Origin of the sequence: Sphingorhabdus sp. YGSMI21 (assembly GCF_002776575.1) — a bacterium.
In the GTDB taxonomy this organism is placed as follows: Bacteria; Pseudomonadota; Alphaproteobacteria; order Sphingomonadales; family Sphingomonadaceae; genus Parasphingorhabdus.
Genome location: NZ_CP022548.1, coordinates 3,844,336 through 3,864,176, shown reverse-complemented (window position 1 = coordinate 3,864,176; position 19,841 = coordinate 3,844,336). Strand labels below are relative to the sequence as shown.

21 protein-coding genes and 1 pseudogene are annotated in these 19,841 nt (G+C 54.3%); 21 read left to right on the top strand and 1 reads right to left on the bottom strand.

Features of this window, described 5'->3' with window-relative positions:
* The first annotated feature begins 171 nt into the window (after positions 1 to 171).
* The 5 genes from CHN51_RS18530 to CHN51_RS18510 all read left to right on the top strand — a co-directional run bounded on the left by CHN51_RS18530 (position 172) and on the right by CHN51_RS18510 (position 4,351).
* Entirely contained in the window at positions 172 to 693 is a 522-nt protein-coding gene (locus CHN51_RS18530; RefSeq protein ID WP_100095340.1) for a DUF2840 domain-containing protein, read from the top strand.
* Positions 690 to 1,268, top strand: coding sequence for a S26 family signal peptidase (locus CHN51_RS18525; RefSeq protein ID WP_100095339.1), 579 nt, complete (start codon positions 690 to 692; stop codon positions 1,266 to 1,268). The genes CHN51_RS18530 and CHN51_RS18525 overlap by 4 nt, the downstream gene beginning before the upstream one ends.
* Positions 1,269 to 1,270: 2 nt before the next feature.
* A complete protein-coding gene (locus CHN51_RS18520; protein WP_100095338.1) occupies positions 1,271 to 1,609 on the top strand; it encodes a DUF736 domain-containing protein in 339 nt (112 codons plus the stop codon).
* A 2-nt stretch (positions 1,610 to 1,611) separates the two neighbouring features.
* On the top strand, positions 1,612 to 2,361 hold the full coding sequence (locus CHN51_RS18515) for a lytic transglycosylase domain-containing protein (protein WP_100095337.1): 750 nt from the start codon (positions 1,612 to 1,614) through the stop codon (positions 2,359 to 2,361).
* A 259-nt stretch (positions 2,362 to 2,620) separates the two neighbouring features.
* The gene (locus tag CHN51_RS18510) at positions 2,621 to 4,351 is read left to right on the top strand and encodes a VirD2 family relaxase/mobilization nuclease (RefSeq protein ID WP_100095756.1); all 1,731 of its coding nucleotides are present in this window, start codon (positions 2,621 to 2,623) and stop codon (positions 4,349 to 4,351) included.
* Positions 4,352 to 4,429: 78 nt separating this feature from the next.
* Here the strand turns inward: CHN51_RS18510 and CHN51_RS18505 are convergent, their stop codons facing one another.
* The gene (locus tag CHN51_RS18505; RefSeq protein WP_100095336.1) at positions 4,430 to 5,842 is read right to left on the bottom strand and encodes an SH3 domain-containing protein; all 1,413 of its coding nucleotides are present in this window, start codon (positions 5,840 to 5,842) and stop codon (positions 4,430 to 4,432) included.
* A 287-nt stretch (positions 5,843 to 6,129) separates the two neighbouring features.
* On the opposite strand from CHN51_RS18505, the gene CHN51_RS18500 reads away from it, so the two are divergent.
* The 16 genes and pseudogenes from CHN51_RS18500 to CHN51_RS18430 all read left to right on the top strand — a co-directional run.
* Positions 6,130 to 8,166, top strand: a complete 2,037-nt coding sequence (locus CHN51_RS18500) for a conjugal transfer protein TraG (protein ID WP_100095335.1) — start codon at positions 6,130 to 6,132, stop codon at positions 8,164 to 8,166.
* A 2-nt stretch (positions 8,167 to 8,168) separates the two neighbouring features.
* Positions 8,169 to 8,585 carry a ribbon-helix-helix protein, CopG family gene (locus CHN51_RS18495; protein WP_100095334.1) on the top strand — a complete coding sequence of 139 codons (417 nt, stop codon included), beginning with the start codon at positions 8,169 to 8,171 and terminating at the stop codon, positions 8,583 to 8,585.
* A 195-nt stretch (positions 8,586 to 8,780) separates the two neighbouring features.
* Complete coding sequence (gene trbB / locus CHN51_RS18490) at positions 8,781 to 9,776, top strand: P-type conjugative transfer ATPase TrbB (protein WP_100095333.1); 996 nt, start codon at positions 8,781 to 8,783, stop codon at positions 9,774 to 9,776.
* Positions 9,773 to 10,105, top strand: a complete 333-nt coding sequence (locus CHN51_RS18485; RefSeq protein WP_100095332.1) for a TrbC/VirB2 family protein — start codon at positions 9,773 to 9,775, stop codon at positions 10,103 to 10,105. The genes trbB and CHN51_RS18485 overlap by 4 nt, the downstream gene beginning before the upstream one ends.
* A complete protein-coding gene (locus CHN51_RS18480; RefSeq protein ID WP_100095331.1) occupies positions 10,105 to 10,386 on the top strand; it encodes a VirB3 family type IV secretion system protein in 282 nt (93 codons plus the stop codon). The genes CHN51_RS18485 and CHN51_RS18480 overlap by 1 nt, the downstream gene beginning before the upstream one ends.
* Before the next feature lie 7 nt (positions 10,387 to 10,393).
* Positions 10,394 to 12,880, top strand: coding sequence for a conjugal transfer protein TrbE (trbE, locus tag CHN51_RS18475; protein WP_100095330.1), 2,487 nt, complete (start codon positions 10,394 to 10,396; stop codon positions 12,878 to 12,880).
* Positions 12,877 to 13,617, top strand: a complete 741-nt coding sequence (gene trbJ / locus CHN51_RS18470; RefSeq protein WP_100095329.1) for a P-type conjugative transfer protein TrbJ — start codon at positions 12,877 to 12,879, stop codon at positions 13,615 to 13,617. Before trbE ends, trbJ begins: the two co-directional genes overlap by 4 nt.
* 16 nt (positions 13,618 to 13,633) lie before the next feature.
* Positions 13,634 to 13,996, top strand: a complete 363-nt coding sequence (gene trbK-alt / locus CHN51_RS18465; RefSeq protein ID WP_100095328.1) for a putative entry exclusion protein TrbK-alt — start codon at positions 13,634 to 13,636, stop codon at positions 13,994 to 13,996.
* A gap of 1 nt (position 13,997) precedes the next feature.
* The gene (trbL, locus tag CHN51_RS18460) at positions 13,998 to 15,311 is read left to right on the top strand and encodes a P-type conjugative transfer protein TrbL (RefSeq protein ID WP_100095327.1); all 1,314 of its coding nucleotides are present in this window, start codon (positions 13,998 to 14,000) and stop codon (positions 15,309 to 15,311) included.
* A 2-nt stretch (positions 15,312 to 15,313) separates the two neighbouring features.
* Positions 15,314 to 15,997, top strand: a complete 684-nt coding sequence (gene trbF / locus CHN51_RS18455) for a conjugal transfer protein TrbF (RefSeq protein WP_100095326.1) — start codon at positions 15,314 to 15,316, stop codon at positions 15,995 to 15,997.
* Positions 15,994 to 17,007, top strand: coding sequence for a P-type conjugative transfer protein TrbG (trbG, locus tag CHN51_RS18450; RefSeq protein ID WP_100095325.1), 1,014 nt, complete (start codon positions 15,994 to 15,996; stop codon positions 17,005 to 17,007). The genes trbF and trbG overlap by 4 nt, the downstream gene beginning before the upstream one ends.
* Complete coding sequence (locus CHN51_RS18445; protein ID WP_100095324.1) at positions 17,004 to 18,227, top strand: TrbI/VirB10 family protein; 1,224 nt, start codon at positions 17,004 to 17,006, stop codon at positions 18,225 to 18,227. The genes trbG and CHN51_RS18445 overlap by 4 nt, the downstream gene beginning before the upstream one ends.
* Positions 18,224 to 18,463 (top strand): DUF2274 domain-containing protein, encoded by a 240-nt coding sequence (locus CHN51_RS18440; RefSeq protein WP_100095323.1) that lies wholly within the window; start codon positions 18,224 to 18,226, stop codon positions 18,461 to 18,463. Before CHN51_RS18445 ends, CHN51_RS18440 begins: the two co-directional genes overlap by 4 nt.
* On the top strand, positions 18,463 to 18,600 hold the full coding sequence (locus tag CHN51_RS19870) for a hypothetical protein (RefSeq protein ID WP_164089275.1): 138 nt from the start codon (positions 18,463 to 18,465) through the stop codon (positions 18,598 to 18,600). Before CHN51_RS18440 ends, CHN51_RS19870 begins: the two co-directional genes overlap by 1 nt.
* Before the next feature lie 138 nt (positions 18,601 to 18,738).
* Positions 18,739 to 18,927, top strand: coding sequence for a ketopantoate reductase C-terminal domain-containing protein (locus CHN51_RS18435; protein WP_276308621.1), 189 nt, complete (start codon positions 18,739 to 18,741; stop codon positions 18,925 to 18,927).
* A 301-nt stretch (positions 18,928 to 19,228) separates the two neighbouring features.
* Positions 19,229 to 19,612: pseudogene (locus CHN51_RS18430) on the top strand (transposase); the annotation flags it as partial.
* Positions 19,613 to 19,841: the final 229 nt, after the last annotated feature.

Below are 19,841 nucleotides of genomic sequence, written 5' to 3'. Positions count from 1 at the left end.
TCAGGAACCGAAACAGTGTGTAAGCTACTGTAGTAGCTACCAAATTCAGCCCTTTAACTATGCTAACATAGAATCTTTCAGATTCTTGCTAACGCAAGGCGTGCTGCGGATAACTTTTGGGCCCGTTGCCTTTTCACGTGCGCGCCTTGCTGATTTGCAGGGAGACCGGGCATGACTCTCAAAGCTTTCAATGCAGCATTGTCGGCGCAGTCCGCGCTGCCAAATGTTCCCAAAAACCTGACCGATGTCGATTGCATCTGGATCAAGGGCGTTCAGGAAAACTGGATACGATTCGGTAACGCTGTCAGTGACCGGATATTGGACCGTAAACGGCGTGTCATGTCATTTGCGCCGGGCAGTGTTTTTGCCTTCATCCGTTGGCAATCCAATGACTATGGAACGATTTACAGCTCGATTGTAATTGTTCGCGCCGTGCGCAGCGGTGAAGCCTATTCGACATTGACCCATATTCATCCCGGTGGAGAAATTTTGCTCCAGCTATCAGGCTGGCCAAAGGTCAGCCAAGTGCTGCAATTGATCAATACGATTGAAGCATTGGACATCAATGCTGCCGATGCTGCACCCGATTACTGGCGCCATGTTCATAGCCGTTTGAGCGCAGGGCAGGTGCCGCGAAGCTATTCGCTGGCCCGCCACAAAGCCTATCTGGGTCGCAGGGCTTTGCTGTCATGAAACGGCGCACAATCTTTGTCACAGCAGCCTTGGCGATTGGAACAATTGCCATCACGGCAACCATCGCAATGCCGCGCCGCCTGATCTGGAATGCGAGCGCGAGCGTACCGGTGGGGCTTTATGCCGTGCACGAGGTGGATCAGTTTCGCGTTGGAGATTTGCTCGCCGCGACGCCGCCACCGGAGATCGAAGAGTTTCTGGCGGACGGCGGATATGTGCCCGCCGGCGTGCCCTTAATCAAGCATGTCGCGGCACTTCCTGGTCAATCCGTCTGTCGGATCGGAAACACAATCACCGTTGATATGCGCGTAGTCGGACAAGCCCGAAAACTCGACAGCAAGGACCGTCCCTTGCCGTATTGGCAAAGATGTCTGACGCTGGCTTCGCAACAGATATTCCTCATGAATACGGCCGTTCCAGACAGTCTTGATGGGCGATATTTCGGTCCATTCGACAAGGCTGACATCGTTGGCCGCGCCGCTCCCATCTGGACCGATGATGCGGGCGATGGCCGTTACATCTGGCACGGTTCTGATTCCCCCGTAGCAATTACCCAAACCCAAAAAGGAGAATGAATATGTCACAAATCGGTATCTTTCATGCAAATGCCGAAGGCTTTTGCGGACGCCTCTTCTGCCTAGGTATCGACGCGGAAATCTGCATCACCCCTGCCGAGCATAATGACAGCGAAAATGCGCCTGACTATCGCATCCATTTAGGTTCTGACGACCAAGGCCCGGAGATAGGAGCGGGCTGGAAGCGCACCGGCGAAAAAGCTGGAGCCTATGTTGCGGTGCAGATTGACGATCCGACATTTACGCAGCCCCTGCGCGCCAATCTGTTCCAGAACAATGATGTTGAAGCTTCGCATATCCTGCTTTGGAACCGCGCTGCCAAACGAAGCGAAGCGAGCTAATCATGTCTGAGCCAACCACCTTGCAGCGCATTTGCAGGTTAGTTTTCGCATTCGCCTTGGCTGTTCCAGCCCTTGGCGGTGACATTGCTTTTGCGCAAAAAACCGCATCGCCAGCGTCAACTAGCAGTATATCCATCGCAGATCATGTGACCGAGGCATCGCAGCGTTTTGGTATACCAGAGCACTGGATATATGCTGTCATGCACACCGAAAGCCGGGGGCGTGTATCAGCGTTATCACCTGCTGGCGCGATGGGATTGATGCAGATCATGCCCGCAACTTGGCGGGGCCTGCAGGCGCGTTACCGGCTTGGCAAAAATGCCTATGATCCGCGTGATAATATCCACGCAGGCACAGCCTATTTGCGCGAAATGTACGATCAATTTGGCGCGCCGGGATTTCTCGCAGCTTACAATGCAGGGCCGGGACGTTATCTCGATTACGTCCGGAAAGGCCGCGTTTTGCCCTTGGAAACCCGCCGTTACGTCGCAACAATTATGCCAATGATTGCGGGTGGAACGACCAACCAACTTGCAGTCAATGTTAAGTCAATTACGTTTCGGGCTGTAAAACCCATTGCTGTTCACTGGACTCAAAGCGAGCTTTTCGCGTCTCGGGATTGGCAGAAAGATAGGGAATTGTCACCATCAAGTCTCTCACCCGCTGCCTTCAATAACTCCGAATCTGAAGTGCAGGAAAAGCCTGTCAGCCATGGCCTGTTTGCCGATATTTCGGCTCGAACTCCCCGCTAATGCACGAAATCGCATCTTTGCGGGTTATGGCGGGCGTTTTCGCTGTTTTGGGGTGGGTAGCGAATTTGGTCAGGTGGAAGAATTTAGGAGGGCAAGATAAAAGGGGACGATGTGCGCAGCCATCATCCTGCGGTCGTTTCCTTGTTTCACAAGGAGTTAGTAAGGGACCGCGCGAAGTGCGGGAAAATAGCGAGAGGTGCGTGACTCTCCCAAACCCAGAGGAAAGGCCAGTTTCTTGCACCTCGCGCTGCCAAATTCTGTGAAAGAGGGCGATGATCTTCGGATCAGACTTGGCCGCATCCGTTCACGTGGCAGCGAGCGGACCAAGCCTGCCATATTCCAGGCAATTGCGGCTACGAAGCGCGCTGGCGGCTTTATCTCAAAGCGCGGGCGTATCTATTCTCCGCGATCATCTACTTTCGGGCGAGGGCGTGCTGCCAGTGTGATTGCGGGCCATCGCTTGCAGAGCAATTCCCGCGTCGTGATAGTCAAAGCGCGGGTTGTCCGGCATTCAGCACGGTCATCGCCATCCACTCATCTCAAATATCTCCAGCGTGACGGTGTGACCCGCGATGGCGAAAATGGAAAGCTATTTGGCCCCGAAGAACGCGAAGTTGACGCTAACCTTTTCGCCGAACGCTGCGAGGGTGATCGTCATCATTTCCGTTTCACTGTCGCACCCGAAGACGCTTTGGAGATGGTCGACCTAAAATCATTCACCGGCGAACTTATGGGCCAAATGGAAAAGGATTTGGGAACCCGTCTTGATTGGACAGCGGTTGATCATTGGAACACCGAGCATCCCCACATCCATATCATTGTGCGCGGTGTTGGTGATGATGGACATGATCTGGTTATATCGCGTGATTACATCAAAAGCGGAATGCGAGACCGCGCTTCGCATCTCATTACCCGCGAACTCGGGCCCCGAACAGAAATCGATATTCGTCGCGGCCTCGAAAAACAGGTCAATGCGGAACGCTGGACCGATATTGACCGCATCTTGGTTCGTTCGTCAGAGCGCGATGGCTTGATCGACATGGCTCCCGAAACTGGCATCCAGCCCGATATAAATCATGTCCTGAAAGTCGGTCGGTTACATAAGCTCCAACATCTAGGCCTAGCGAATGAAGTGTCGCCCGGCCAATGGACAGTTTCGGGAGACGCCGAGCAAATTTTGAGGGAAATTGGCTCGCGCGGCGATATTATCAAACGTATGCATGAGGTGATGACCCAGCGCGGCATTGATCGTAGCGCATCATTCTATGCGCTAACGCATGAGCCGGGGCAGACCATCGTTGGAAAACTTGTGGATCGCGGTCTACATGACGAACTGTCGGGCAGTGCCTATGCCATTGTCGATGGTATCGACGGGCGAACACATCATATCCAGTTTACTGACATTGAAGCTACCAGTGATGCAATGTCCGGCGCAATTGTCGAGCTGCGGCAATATAAAGATCGCAAAGGTAGATTGCGAACCGCATTGGCTGTTCGTTCCGACATGGATTTAAAAAACCAGATTACAGCGCCCGGCGCGACATGGCTCGACCGCTGCAATCTTGATACCCGTCCTAGTGATTTAGGTGGTGGGTTCGGGACCGAGGTTAGCAAAGCGATGGAAGATCGCGCCGAATATCTGGTCGACGAAGGTCTGGCGCGGCGGCAAGGTCAGCGGATCATTTTTGCGCGCGGCTTATTAGATGCGCTCACGGCTCGCGAGCTTGATACTGCGGCCCAGCAGTTTTCGAAGGAAATGGGATTGCCTTATACACCGTCCACGCCCGGTGAATATGTTTCAGGCACCGTTCGCCAGCGGCTCACATTGGCTTCGGGGCGATTTGCGATGATCGACAATGGTCTGGGCTTCTCGCTTGTTCCTTGGACGCCATCGCTCGACAAACAATTGGGTCAGCATATCTCCGGTGTCATGCGCGGCGACGGCGGTGTTGATTGGTCGTTGGGACGAGGGCGTGACTTGGGGCGGTAAATCACGAAGCTTGCAACCCATACAAAAACCACAAGCTTTCCGAATGAGAAATGTTTGGAATGGAGTTTTGAAAAATTTTTATCGAAGTCGGTTTGTATCGTGCTTGCCGTTTAGAATATCGTGGAACTTTCCTTTCCACGGCACTGTAAAGCTGTCCCAGATGTCAGCCCTAGACCGTTGTTCTTTCATCTGCGCCATTGCCAAAACACTGCCATTGGATCTGGCGTTAATAAGCCCGAAATGGGTTCCTTTACTGGAAACCGCTCTGGCCAGTTCGGTTGAGAAAAAAAGCGGATAGTCGCCTGATGTATGTCGACAAAGAGCGCCAACAGCATCAGCCACAGGATGGTCGAACGATTTGTTGTCTCCCGATGAAATGACATTTGCCTTGGGCTTTACTTTCTTAAGAAAGTCGATGTGAAAATCAGAAGAGCCATGATGACAGGCTTTAGCGACGTCACATCGAAAAGGATTCTCGCCATCATAGTAGTTTAGCAAATGGAGCTGTGCTGGAATATTTAGATCACCACCGAACAGAAATTGATGTTTGCCGAAGTGAAGTTTCAATACAACGGAATGGCCATTACGTGTATGCGAGGAACTGGCTTCGGGGATTTTATTAGGGTCTTCCCGTTGTAATACGATGTCATCGGCATCCGGAAACGCAACATAATGGATTGGCCCAGTCGGCTTGGTTGGGACTGGCCCGAGCACCTCGATAAATAATTTGTCGACCTCTTTTGTACCAAACCCCGGAAGTGTTTTGTCTCTGACTGTTATACGTTTCGACTTCCCAACGCGGCCCGCATTATGTGCCTTAACAGCTGCATCCCAGAACTTATGAAAAATCGTTTCTCCGCCACCTGCAGTTAGCAATTCTCCTGACGAGATCATCGCGCGAACATCTTCGAGAGAATTGAATGTTTCGGTCAGAACGGTTTCTTTTTGTCCGTTTATGGCTTTCGTGGATACTTCTCCGAGATCGAAATGCAATCTAGCCGGTAGGTTGTTTGAGGAATAGCGCTTGATTCCATTATGATAAATCGATTCTACTTCGAAATTGGGATCGTTGAGGACGGAAATAAAGCCCTGATAGTGATCCTGATCAGGATGGCTTACAATCATAGCTTTTATTTTGATCGGACCGTTTTCAGCAATCAACTGCTTATAACGCCATTTCATAAAGTTGTGGTATTTCGATGTTGGGCCTCCGTCGATGAGAATAAGTCCCTCAGGACTCTCGATAATTGCACCGTCGCCTTGACCAACATCAACATAAAATATCTTCAGGCCTGGATTGTCTCGCACATCATCCTTTTTAACCCAACCGCCTTTGCCTTCGGATTTAGTAACAACCCGGTACCAGTCTCCGCGTTCTTCTTCGACGACGAGATAAGTTCCCATCAAGACATGATTCAGCTTTCGTGAACTGGTTTTGGGTTGTGAATGCAAAATTGTCTCAGCTTTATCCCCAAACACTATTTTTGGCATAATAGTTCTCCCCTGATTTAACGAATTACTACACAAAAGTCAGTCAAAAGTCAGGCGCAATTTTCCGAATTTCTTGGAGTTGAAATGACTTGTTTCGACCCAATGCAAACCTCTGCTGAAAGATCGACATTGAGCCGCGCATGCCCACACAAACAACTATGCTTAGCGAAGCCCTCATAGGTCACTTACGCCAAAGCCTGTATTCTTTCGCTAGAGCTACTTCGAACACAAATTGGCTTGAAATCCCTCCGGTTGCGCATTGAACTCACCGTTTTCGGAGACCAGAAATGCAGGTGACGCGGATATTATGGGGTCAGGTGCTGGCGGTATTCGTCATCATCTTGATCGGCATATGGTCAGCTACCCAATGGACGGCATCCGCGCTTGGTTATCAATCCGAACTCGGGGCACCTTGGTTCATGATTGGCGACTGGCCCATCTATTCACCGCCTTCTTTCTTTTGGTGGTGGTTCTCCTTTGATGCTTATGCACCGCATATCTTCGAACGCGGAGCATACATTGCGGTTTCGGGCGCGATGATTGCCATCGTGGTCGCTATTACAATGTCCGTCATGCGCGCGCGCGAAATCAAAAATGCTCAAACTTACGGGTCGGCGCGCTGGGCTAATAGTCGTGAAGTGAGGTCTGCCGGATTGCTAGGTGACAATGGTGTCTTGCTTGGGAAGTTCGGCAACCAATATCTCCGTCACGCTGGACCCGAGCATGTGCTTTGCTATGCGCCCACCCGTTCGGGCAAGGGCGTAGGACTTGTCGTGCCAACCTTGCTAACATGGCCAGGCAGCTGCATAGTCCACGACATCAAAGGTGAAAATTGGGAATTGACCGCAGGTTTTCGCAGCGGATTTGGCCGCGTATTACTGTTTGATCCGACCAATGCGGCATCGGCTGCCTTCAATCCGCTCCTTGAAATCCGCAAAGGCGAATGGGAGGTGCGCGATGTGCAAAATGTCGCCGATGTTTTGGTTGATCCCGAAGGTAGCCTCGAAAAACGCAATCATTGGGAGAAAACCAGTCATGCGCTTCTCGTCGGAGCGATCCTGCATATCCTTTATGCCGGAGAGGATAAAACGCTCGCAGGTGTCGCAGCCTTCCTTTCCGATCCAAAACAGCCGGTTGAAACGACGCTCAATGCGATGATGACAACGCCGCATCTGGGAGAAACCGGCGTCCATCCCGTGGTTGCATCCGCCGCGCGCGAACTGCTCAACAAATCCGCCAACGAACGCTCAGGCGTGCTTTCCACTGCTATGTCATTCCTTGGACTATACCGTGACCCTGTGGTTGCCGAGATGACACGGCGCTGTGACTGGCGCATTGCAGACCTAGTTGACGGCAAGCAGCCCGTCACACTCTATCTGGTCGTTCCGCCTTCGGACATTAGCCGGACTAAGCCGCTCATCCGGCTCGTGCTTAACCAGATCGGACGCAGGCTGACCGAGGATTTGCAGGCGCAAAAGCAGCAGCGGCTTCTTCTAATGCTCGATGAATTCCCCGCATTGGGCCGTCTCGACTTTTTTGAAAGCGCGCTCGCATTCATGGCGGGCTATGGAATTAAGGCGTTTCTGATCGCTCAATCACTCAATCAGATCGAAAAGGCTTATGGTCAAAATAATTCGATCCTCGATAATTGCCATGTCCGGGTAAGCTTCGCGACCAATGACGAGCGCACCGCCAAGCGGGTATCTGACGCGCTTGGCACCGCCACTGAAATGCGCGCGATGAAAAACTATGCAGGCCACCGCCTAAGTCCCTGGCTGGGTCATCTGATGGTATCGCGTTCGGAATCGGCGCGCGCGCTTCTCACACCGGGCGAGATAATGCAGCTTCCGCCCGATGACGAGATCATCATGGTTGCTGGCACCCATCCTGTGCGAGCAAAAAAGGCACGCTATTATCAGGACGAAAGATTGCAGGCGCGCGTGTTGCCCGCACCGACCGAGAAATCAAAGAATGACCAAATGCAGACGGATGACTGGAGCAAGCTGTGTCCGATTGCCGCACCGATTGTGGATTGTACGGTTGAAAATGCGGACACCAACAAAAGCCGCAAAAAGAAAGCAGCTAAAAAAAGCTCTAAGAAAAAATCCGCAGATGATGGGGCCAATGGCGATTTACGGCTCGAACCCGGTATGGAACGATATGTGGATATAGCGCCGTCGCTCCCACCCGCGCCCGTCGACGAATTCGATCTTGATGAGAATAATGCAAAGGCTAACGCAGCCAATATTCGGCAGGTCACGCGCCAGCAAATGATGAATGCGCGTCAGGCTTCGCTTGATCTTGATGATGGCATAGAGCTTTAGATATGGCGGTCAAAGTCCGTTTTTCTGCCTATCTTGAGCCTGAACTGATGGAGGCGCTGGCTGCTTATGCCGATCGGCGCGAACAATCCCGCTCGCTGATTGCCGAAGCTGCCATTGCATCCTTTCTTTCACCCGATGCCGATGAGGCCCGCGAAGCAGTATTGACTAAACGCCTCGACCAGGTGGACCGCAGATTGAACCGGCTAGAACGCGATGTTAGTGTCGGTGTGGAAATGATCGCGCTATTTGTGCGGTTCTGGTTATCGAGTGAGCCGCCGCCGCCAGAATCCGAACGTGCCATTCTGCGCAAACAAGGCGGGGACCGTTATGATGCTTTCATGGCTGCCCTTGGTCGGCGTCTGGCGAAAGGGCCGCTCGTGCATCAGGAAATTGCCGAGGATATTTCCTCCGAGTCATAGCGATTTGGAATGTTCGGCTTTAGTTACAAACCGAGCTGAAACGGCAATCGCGATAAAACCGACTACGCTATCACCTGTCTTTTTACGCCATGGCTCGACGAACAGAAATTGCTGTTGAGCTGGAGCCAATAATGGCTCTCTTACCTGACCTCACTGATCCGCCAACCATCGGCAGATTACATTTGAGGTCACAATATGAGCGCCATTCCCATCCGGTCACAAGCATTTTCGCGCGGCACACGAATGCTGCGCACGGCACTTGGTCCTGCGGTTGCGCTATGGCTGGAAGACGCAAATGTTATCGAAGTCATGCTCAATCCCGATGGGCGGTTATGGATTGACCGATTGGGGGCAGGCATTTGCGATACCGGCGATGAAATGTCCGCCGCCGAAGGCGAGCGTATCATCCGGTTGGTTGCGCATCACGTTGGTGTCGAAATCCATAGCGGCTGCCCCCGCGTTTCTGCCGAACTCCCAGAAACCGGGGAACGCTTCGAAGGCCTAATCCCGCCCGTCGTTGCATCGCCAAGTTTTGCGATCCGTAAGCCCGCAGTCGCGGTGTTTTCGCTCGCTGACTATGTGCATAAAGAAATTATGACGGCGGAGCAGGCCAACATATTGCGTCGTGCCGTAGCGGACCGTCAGAACATATTGGTTGCAGGTGGAACATCTACAGGCAAAACCACGCTCACCAATGCGCTGCTGGCCGAGGTCGCCAAAACCAGCGACCGCGTGGTGCTCATCGAAGACACCCGCGAACTGCAATGTGCATCGCCCAATCTTGTCGCGTTGCGGACCAAAGACGGTGTGGCCACGCTTTCCGATCTTGTCCGCTCGGCTTTGCGCCTGCGCCCGGACCGTATTCCGATTGGTGAAGTCCGGGGGGCAGAAGCGCTCGACTTGCTGAAAGCATGGGGTACCGGCCATCCAGGCGGCATCGGCACCATCCATGCCGGGACCGCCATCGGCACCTTGCGGCGGATGGAGCAGCTTATTCAAGAAGCGGTGGTCACCGTCCCTCGCGCGCTCATCGCAGAAACCATCAATATCATCGCCGTTCTAGTTCGGACAAGCTCAGGCCGCCGTCTCGCCGAACTCGCCCGCGTCGATGGGCTCGGGCCAGATGGAGAATATCAGATTTCGTCTCTTTGCACTTCGACTTCACCCTTAAAATCCGGAGAATCTATATGATCAAATGCATATCTTCTGGCCGCGAACGACTGGCAACTGCTAGCTTGGCTTTGTGCGTTGGCATTGCCTTGAGCAGTCCGGCACAGGCGGCAGGCTCCTCCATGCCTTGGGAAGCGCCGCTGCAATCGATATTGGAATCGATACAAGGCCCGGTCGCCAAGATCATGGCGGTCATCATCATCATCGCAACGGGACTCACTCTGGCATTTGGCGATACGGCGGGCGGGTTCCGGCGGCTGATCCAGATTGTCTTTGGGCTGTCGATTGCATTTGCCGCGAGCTCATTCTTTCTGAGCTTCTTTAGCTTCGGTGGTGGGGCTTTGGTCTGATGGATTTTCAGAACGATCCCTCCGCCTCCATTCCCGGTTTCACCGTTCCGGTGCACCGCGCGCTCACAGAACAGATATTGCTGGGCGGTGCGCCGCGCGGTCTTGCGATTGCCAATGGCACGCTCGCTGGCGCGGTTGGTCTTGGCCTGCGGCTCTGGCTTGTCGGTCTCGTGCTTTGGGGCATCGGCCATGCGCTCTCGGTTTGGGCGGCCAAACGCGATCCGCAATTTGTCGATGTCGCTCGTCGTCACATGCGCTTTCCCAATTATCTGAAAGTCTGAGGCGGTGATGTTGAACCTGCGCGAATATCAGCACAAGACCTCTAGCTTGGCAGATTTTTTGCCCTGGGCAGCATTGATTGCCGAAGGCGTGATCCTCAACAAGGATGGGAGCTTTCAGCGCAGCGCCCGTTTTCGCGGACCTGATCTGGATAGCGCCACGCCAGCAGAACTCGTCGCCACTACCGCGCGGCTCAACAATGTGCTGCGGCGTTTGGGGTCAGGCTGGGCGATATTTGTCGAAGCGGTGCGGCGTCCGGCGCTCGATTATCCGACAAGTGTTTTTCCCGATCCAGCCTCGGCGCTGGTCGAGCGCGAACGTGCCGAACAATTTGCCGAAGAAGGCGCGCATTATGAAAGTGCCTATTATCTAACGCTGCTGTGGATGCCGCCAGCAGAAGATGCCGCACGCGCGGAAAACTGGCTCTATGAGGGTAAGGCAGAAAAAGGCGTCAATCCGCGCGAACATTTGAAGAGTTTCATTGATCGCACCGACCGGGTTTTTGGGTTGCTCGAAGGCTTTGTTCCCGAGGCACATTGGCTTTCGGATAGCGAAACGCTGACCTATTTGCACAGCACAGTTTCGACCAAGTCGCAGTATGTCCGCGTTCCCGAAACACCGATGCATCTGGACGCGCTGCTTGCCGATGAACCGCTGACCGGCGGGTTAGAACCAAAATTGGGCGATCAGCATCTACGCACGCTTACGGTGATCGGATTTCCGAGTGTGACCTTCCCCGGCATTCTCGACGAGATGAACCGGCTCGCCTTTCCCTACCGCTGGTCCACCCGCGCATTGATGCTCGACAAAGCCGATGCCACCAAATTGCTCGGCAAGATACGTCGCCAATGGTTCGCCAAGCGCAAATCGGTCGCCGCTATCCTCAAGGAAGTCATGACCAACGAAGCCTCGACGCTGCTCGACAATGATGCGTCGAACAAGGCGGCAGACGCCGATATGGCCCTGCAGGAACTGGGTTCGGATATGCTGGGGCAATGCTATGTTACTGCCACGGTGACAGTTTGGGATGCAGACCCCGCCATTGCCGCTGAAAAGCTGCGCCTCGTTGAAAAGATTATTCAGGGTCGCGATTTCACGGTCATTGCCGAAGGCATGAACGCGATTGAGGCATGGCTCGGTAGCTTGCCCGGTCATGTTTATGCCAATGTGCGTCAGCCGCCCATATCTACTCTCAACCTTGCCCACATGATCCCCCTTTCAGCCGTGTGGGCCGGGCCGGAACGGGACGAGCATTTTGCAGCTCCTCCCCTGCTGTTCGGCAAGACCGAAGGCTCGACCCCGTTCCGGTTTTCCTTGCATGTCGGCGATGTCGGCCACTGCCTGATTGTCGGCCCAACCGGGGCCGGAAAATCTGTTTTGCTCGCTTTGATGACGATGCAATTCCGGCGTTATGACAAGGCGCAAATCTTTGCCTTTGACTTTGGCGGTTCAATTCGCGCGGCAGCTTTGGCCTGTGGCGGCGACTGGCAGGATTTGGGATCCAGCTTGAACCGGGACGGTGATGACGATCCAAGCGGTACTGTGCAATTGCAGCCGCTGGCCAACATCCACGGTGCGGCGCAGCGCAATTGGGCGGCAGACTGGCTCGCAGCGATACTGGCATCGGAAGGCGTCGTGATTGATCCACAGGCCAAGGAACATATCTGGTCGGCGCTAAACTCGCTTGCGACCGCACCTGTTTCCGAACGGACACTGACGGGATTGGCAGTGTTGCTGCAATCGCAGGCGCTCAAACAGGCGCTTGCGCCATATCTGGTTGGCGGGCCTTATGGCCAGTTGCTCGATGCCGAGAGCGAACATTTGGGTGATGCGCGCGTCCAGGCATTCGAGACCGAAGGCCTGACCGGTTCCGCCGCTGCGCCAGCGGTTTTCTCCTACCTATTCCACCGGATCGAAGGGCAGCTTGATGGCTCCCCCACGCTGATCATCATCGACGAAGGCTGGCTGGTACTCGACAGTCCGGCTTTTGCCGCGCAACTCCGCGAATGGCTCAAAACGCTACGTAAGAAAAATGCCAGCGTGATTTTCGCAACGCAGAGTCTGGCCGATATTGAAGGCAGCGCGATTGCACCTGCAATTATCGAAAGCTGCCCGACACGGATATTCCTGCCCAACGAGCGCGCCATCGAACCGCAGATATTGGCAATCTACCGGCGTTTTGGTCTCAATGACCGTCAGATCGAGATATTGGCGCGGGCGACGCCCAAGCGCGATTATTATTGCCAGAGCGCCAGCGGCAACCGGCTGTTTGAACTCGGCCTTGGCGAGGTTGCGCTCGCCTTCACCGCCACATCGTCAAAGGCCGACCAGCTCAAAATATCCGAACTAGTCGACGAGCACGGCACCGATAATTTTGCCGACCTCTGGCTGCACCATCGCGGCCTCGATTGGGCTGCTGATCTCCTTTCCGAATTTATCGCACCACCAGTTCCTCAAACTCAAGTCCCCCAAACCCAAGAAGGAGTAATGTCATGACCATTTCACGTATCAGAAAATCGATTGTTGCCTCTGTTGCTATCGCCAGCATGGTGGTGGCCGGTGCGCCCGCAGGAGCTGTCATCGTCTATGATCCGACGAACTATGCGCAGAATGTTATCCAGGCCGCTCGCGCACTCGAACAGATTAACAACCAGATCCGATCTTTGCAAAATCAGGCAACCTCTTTGCTCAACGATGCGAAGAACCTTACCACGCTGCCGCTGACGGTGTTCGAACCTTTGCAGCAGCAAATCAGGCAAACACAGCAACTGCTCAATCAAGCCCAGAATCTCGGCTATGATGTGAAGCAGATCGATCAGGAATTTGCGACAAAATATAAAAGCATAGACCTCAACGCCTCGCAGAAAACTTTGGTCAACGATGCGCGCTCGCGCTGGACGAACAGCGTTGGCGCATTCGAGGATGCGCTCAAAGTGCAGGCCGGCGCCGTTGGCAATATTGAGGGTTCGCGCAGTGCGATGAAGAACTTGGTCACTGCGAGCCAGTCGGCATCGGGAGCCTTACAAGCGGCCCAAGCAGGCAACCAGATGATGGCATTGCAATCGCAGCAGCTTGCCGATCTGACCGCGACGATGGCCTCGATTGGCAGGGCGCAATCGCTCGATGCGGCGCAAAAGGCGGCAGCGCAGGCTCAGGGCCGCGAGCAATTGCGGCGATTTATGGGCGGCGGTAAAGGCTATGTCCCCGTCAAAGCCTCGATGTTCCCTAACTGAGCGCGGACTTCAGCCCATGAAAAGTTTCGCTCGTATTGTTGCGGCAGCCACCCTCGGGATTGCGGTCACCATGACCTTGATCCAGATGCAAAAGCCAGCACCACCGAAAACCGAGATCGTTGTCGTCGCGGTGGATGAAAGCGGGAATGATCCGGTGCGGGCGGAGCTTCGGCGTTGCCAGAATCTAGGGGTGGCGGGCGCGGATGATGCGCGCTGTCTGCGGGCGTGGGCGGAAATGCGCAGCCGCTTTTTTCGTTCCAGCGTTTCAGCCAATCCGGCGCTGCGCGAAGATGCTGCGCCGCCTATTCCAAATCCTGCGATCGATGAGGATGGTCTGGGCGATACCCCCGTCAAATCTCCGATAGCGGGAAAAAACTGATATGGGCGGAACCGGTGTCGTTGATCGTTTTCTCGATATATTTGCACGCTATATAGATAGCGGCTTTGGCCTGTTGGGCGGCGAAGTGGCTTTCATTGCGACCACGCTGATTGTGATCGATGTCACCTTGGCGGCTCTATTCTGGTCATGGGGTGAGGGCGATGACATCATCGCCAAGCTTGTCAAGAAGACGCTCTTTGTTGGCGCTTTTGCTTATATTATCGGCAACTGGAACGGTCTGGCGCGGATCATTTTCGAGAGCTTTGCCGGACTGGGCCTCAAAGCTAGCGGCGGCAGCATCAGCGCCGCTGAATTATTGCAGCCGGGACGGATAGCGCAAGTTGGTCTCGATGCAGGTCAGCCATTGCTCGATTCCATCGCTGACCTGATGGGTTATGTCAGCTTCTTTGAAAATTTTATCCAGATCATCATTCTGCTGTTTGCCTGGGCGATAGTGCTGCTCGCCTTTTTCATTCTTGCGATCCAGCTCTTCATCACGCTGATTGAATTTAAGCTCACCACCTTATGCGGGTTCATCCTCATTCCCTTCGGGCTGTTTGGCAAGACCGCTTTCATGGCCGAGCGCGTGCTGGGCAATGTTATTTCTTCCGGCATCAAGGTGCTAGTCCTCGCGGTCATTATCGGAATTGGCTCGACCCTGTTCACAGAGTTTACTGCCGCCATTGGATCAGCAGAACCCACAATCGAAGACGCGATGGGTATCGTGCTCGCCAGCCTGTCGTTGCTGGGTCTCGGTATTTTTGGTCCTGGCATTGCTAACGGCATTGTATCGGGAGGTCCGCAATTGGGCGCAGGTGCGGCGGCAGGAACGGCGTTGGCTGCTGGCGGACTTGCGGTTGGCGCGGCCGCTGGTGCAAAACTGGCAGGCGGGGCTGCGGCCAGTGCAGCCTCGGGCATGGCGCATGGCAGCGCCAAAGCCGCAGGCGGCGCGACTACTGCTTACAGCATTGGTTCGGCAGGAAAAAGCGGCGGTGGGGCCGTCGCTTCGGGAATAGCTTCCGTAGGTAAAAGCGCAGGCCATGCCGCCAAGTCTCCTTTGCACAAAGCCGCAGACTCCATGAAATCAAGCTTCCGCGAAGGTGGGCGCAGCGCAATTACCGCAGCGGGCGGGACGATCAGCGGCGGAAGCGACGCTGCTTCCGATGGTACAAGCGGTTCCGCGCAGCCTGCTTGGGCTAAAAATATGAAAAGTCGCCAGTCCATTGGTCATGCCGCCACCGTTACCGCACACACACTGCGATCAGGTGATGGAGGCGGCGCAGGCGCATCCATCGACACCAAAGAAAAGGAGTGAAAATGTTCACCAGACCTTCCATCCGCTATGGCAAAACGCCGCAGCCAGAAACACCATACCAGCGCGCAGTCCAGGTCTGGGACGACCGGATTGGTTCGGCCCGCGTGCAGGCGAAAAACTGGCGGCTCGCGTTTTTTGGAACCTTGATACTCTCGGGCGGCCTGGCTTCGGGCCTTGTCTGGCAGGGCGCGCGCGGCTCGATAGTGCCCTGGGTGGTCGAGGTCGATAAATTGGGTGAGGCCCGCGTTGCAGGGCCTGCCGATGTTCCTCCCAACCCCAGCGACCCGCAAATAGCTTTTCATCTCGCCAAGTTTATCGAACAGGTACGCGGCATTCCTGCTGATCCGGTGATTGTGCGCGGCAACTGGCTACGCGCCTATGAATTTACCTCGCCCAAAGGTGCATTGGCCTTAAATGATTATGCCCGCACCAACGATCCCTTTGCCAATATCGGCAAGGAACAAGTCGCGGTTGATGTCGCAAGTGTCATTCGCGCATCACCTTCGAGCTTCCGCGTGGCCTGGACAGAGCGGCGATACCGCGATGGCAGTCTGGCTGAGACAAGCCGTTGGTCTGCTATCCTCACCGTTTCGATAAATCCGCCGCGCACCCCCGATGCCCTGCGCAAAAACCCGCTCGGCCTCTTCATCGATGTCATTAACTGGTCAAAGGAACTTGGATCATGAAATTTTTACAGTGCAAAGCCGCGCTCCTTTCCAGCGTCGCAATCTTGCTGACAACAGCCAGTCTCACGCCCAATCCGGTCATCGCCAAAGACAAAGTTAATTTTGAAAACGCATTGGAAGCACAGCCTTTGCAAGCACTGCCCAAGCAAGTTGAAATTGTAGAAATGCCGGTTCCGTTGCCATTGCCAGAGCAGTTGAAAGCGGCACCGAAGATCGGAAAAATGGATAAGGTTAGAAACACTGTCGGAACGGCAAACCGAATAGAAAATGCAAACCAATCAGCGCGTGTCCAACCAGAGAGCGACGGCTTTGTTAATGCCATTCAGCAATATCCCTATACCGATGGCGCATTGTATCAAGTTTATGCGGCTCCAGGCAAAGTGACGGAGATTGCGCTGCAAGAAGGTGAGCAATTGGTTGGTAGTGGCCCAGTTGCCGCAGGTGACACTGTGCGTTGGATCATTGGCGATACGATAAGCGGCGCAGGTCCAAATTCTCGTGTGCATATCCTTGTGAAACCCACGCGAAGCGACCTCAAAACCAATATGATCATAAACACTAACCGGCGTACCTATCATCTCGAACTTACCGCCAATCGTTCCACTTACATGGCGTCGATTTCCTGGAATTATCCGCAGGATGCGCTGATAGCCCTGCATGCTACGAATGCCCAAAATGCCGCAACCGCGCCAGTCGCAACTGGTATCGACCTATCTGCAATCAACTTCCGTTATAAACTCAAGGGCGACAAGCCCGACTGGCGGCCGATCCGTGTGTTCGATGATGGCGTTCGCGTCTTTGTCGAGTTTCCCGAAAGTATATCACAAGGCGATATGCCGCCTATTTTCGTAATTGGGAAAAGTGGGCAGGGCGAGTTGGTCAATTTTCGTGTGTCCGGTCGTCATTTGATTGTGGACCGGTTGTTCGTCGCTGCCGAGTTGCGCCTTGGTGACAAGAAATCCGAGCAAAAGGTGCGGATCATCCGCAACAAGCAGAGTACGCGCAAATGACGGGCGATGGCATTGATGCCCACCGTGAGGAGCTAGGGCAGCCCGAGATTGAACCGCGTGCCGCTACACCAGACCTGAAACTGCGCGGCGAGATTCCGCGCGTGATGCGGCTCTCACGCAAGACCATCGGTATCGGCAGTGCGGTCATATTAACCGGGATTGGCGGTCTGTTCACCTATGCTTTGCAATCGACGGGCGATGCCCCACCGACAGAGTTATATTCCGACGGCGGGACTAATCTTCCTGACGGTCTATCCGGCGCTCCCAAAGATTATAGTCAAGTGCCTCAGCTCGGGCCGCCGCTACCGGGCGATCTGGGCGCGCCGATTTTGGCAGCGGCGCAGCGCGGCGATATTGCAGAATTGCCGCCCATAGGCACACCGCCGCCGTCACAAACAGATCCCACTGAAACCGCACGGCAACTGGCGTTGCAGGAGCGCGAAGCGGCGCGTTTGAGCCGTTTGTTTCTGGGCGGGGTCAACGGGTCGGAGAGAGGAGCATCTGCCCCAACAACACCGTTCGACTTGCGCAGCGCTCTTGCTGCAAACGATACACCGTCAACAGCAACCGAAGAAAAACCGCCCACATCGGGCTTTCTGCAAAGAACAGGCAATCGACAAACCATTTCCAGCGAACGGTTGTCCATGCCGGTCGATCCGAACATCATTCAGGCTGGCAGCATCATTTCGGCGGCGTTGATTACCGGCATCCGGTCTGACTTGCCCGGGCAGATAACCGCTCAGGTCACCCAAAATGTCTATGACAGTCCAACGGGGCGAATTTTACTGATTCCGCAAGGGTCGCGGCTGATTGGCGAATATGATGCCGATGTCACCTTTGGTCAAAACCGAGTTCTGTTGGTTTGGGACCGGTTGATCTTGCCTGATGGGCGCTCGCTCGTCCTGAACCGACAACCCGGTGCAGATACGCGCGGATTTGCCGGACTGCAAGACCGCACCAATTATCATTGGGGTAATGTTATCAAAGCCGCGCTGATTTCTACGCTGCTTGGAATTGGCGCAGAAACCGGGTCGGGTAGCGATCATAATCTTACTCGCGCTCTGCGCCGCGGGACACAGGATGGTGTTAATCAGGCGGGACAAAAGATCGTATCGCGCGAACTGGATATAAAACCTACACTAACGATCCGCCCCGGCTTTCCGGTGCGCGTGATTGTGACGCGAGATTTGGTGCTCGCGCCCATTGGAGAGCGGCGATGACCAAACTCAAACTGGATGATGTGATTGAGGACAAACCGGTCAAGATGACCATTGAATTTCCCGCAGAGATATATTCTGATTTGCTCGATTATGCGACCGTCATCAGTGCGGATAAAAAGGAAGCTAAACGAAAGCCTGAAAAACTGGTGGTTCCGATGATTTCAAGATTTATGGCAACGGACCGGGCTTTAGCTAAAGCACGGCGCGCAGTTCAGAAAGCTTCGGGAGCGGGATAGTGTTCATCAAGCAGCGTGAAGAAACGCTTGAGCGCAGGATTGTCACGATCTTCGCGCCAGTAGGCAGCATAATCGAGAAGCGCATGACCGCTCTCATTCAAACCGCAGGAAAAAACAAGGGGGACGTCAACTGCTGAGCTTCTAGCTAATATTTTACACAAGGCCGGAATTGCGAGTGCTGCATCGACCGACATTCTGATGGAGTTATGTCAGAAGTTTGCGGACTGAAATTGAAGGTAGGTATCGATTCGCCGTCGGACTGCCGACGACGCTGACTGGTTTTCGTCGCGAGCTCTCCTGATGATGGAACGAGATCCATGATGCGGGACCTCGAAGCCGGGCGGCGTTCAGAATACGGCGGTCTCACCGGTGCGGTTGTCCGCATGGCTGCCGAGATAGGCTTGGATGTCGCCGTGTTCAAAAAGGCTGGGGCGATGATTCGTGAACGCAGCCTCCTTCTCTGACACGCAGGGTAAAATGGTTTGAAGATGGCCGCCTAAAGATAATTGCCCGGATTTATGAGTAAAGAATTTTAGTGTCTCACCTTTGGAGTAAACCCACCAGCTTCTAGCTGGTAAGAGGCTTCAGCCATTTTTGTTTGCTCAGCACTATCCTCCAGAAAATGACCGGCTCGCAGGCGAAGTCATTTTCTGGAGGATAGTGCTTATGCCATATTCACGTGGGTCTCACACGGCTTTTCATCACCCTTATCACATTGTCTGGGCACCAAAATACCGCTTGAAGGTGCTGCATGGGGAGGTACGCCTGCGGGTACCCGGTATCGGCGTGGTAACAGCGTCGTCCTTTATTGCAGCGATCGAGGATCCGGCCAACTTTGCCAAGTCGCGCTCTGTCGGTGCCTGGATCGGCTTGACCACCAGACGCTACCAATCAGGTGAGGTCGACTATGCCGGGCGCATCTCGAAGCGTGGTGATACTCACTTACGCGCATTGCTGTATGAAGCCGCGATGGTGATCCTCACGCGGACGACAGCAGACAGCGTTTTGCGCAGTTGGGGCGTAAAGCTCAGGGAGAAGATCGGGTTTAAGCGAGCGGCTGTCGCGGTTGCGCGCAAACTTGCGGTCATCATGCATACCATGCTTAAGACTGGCGAACTGTTCAATCGTTCAGCCGGTGCTGCTGCATGAGGTGCGCAACACAATAGAAAGGATAACTGACTGAGTTAAAATCTGCTTTATCGTTTGCGCCAACGCTTTGGGCGCACCGAGCCGTCCCTGCCGGGACGCGGACTGGATCATTGCGTTGTAACGGCTGCAAGTGCCATATCGGTAAAATGCGAACTAAACATTGGCAAGATCCCTCCTTACGAAACCTATCATGCGGCGAGCACGTCTCGACCGCGTAGACGACCGTGTT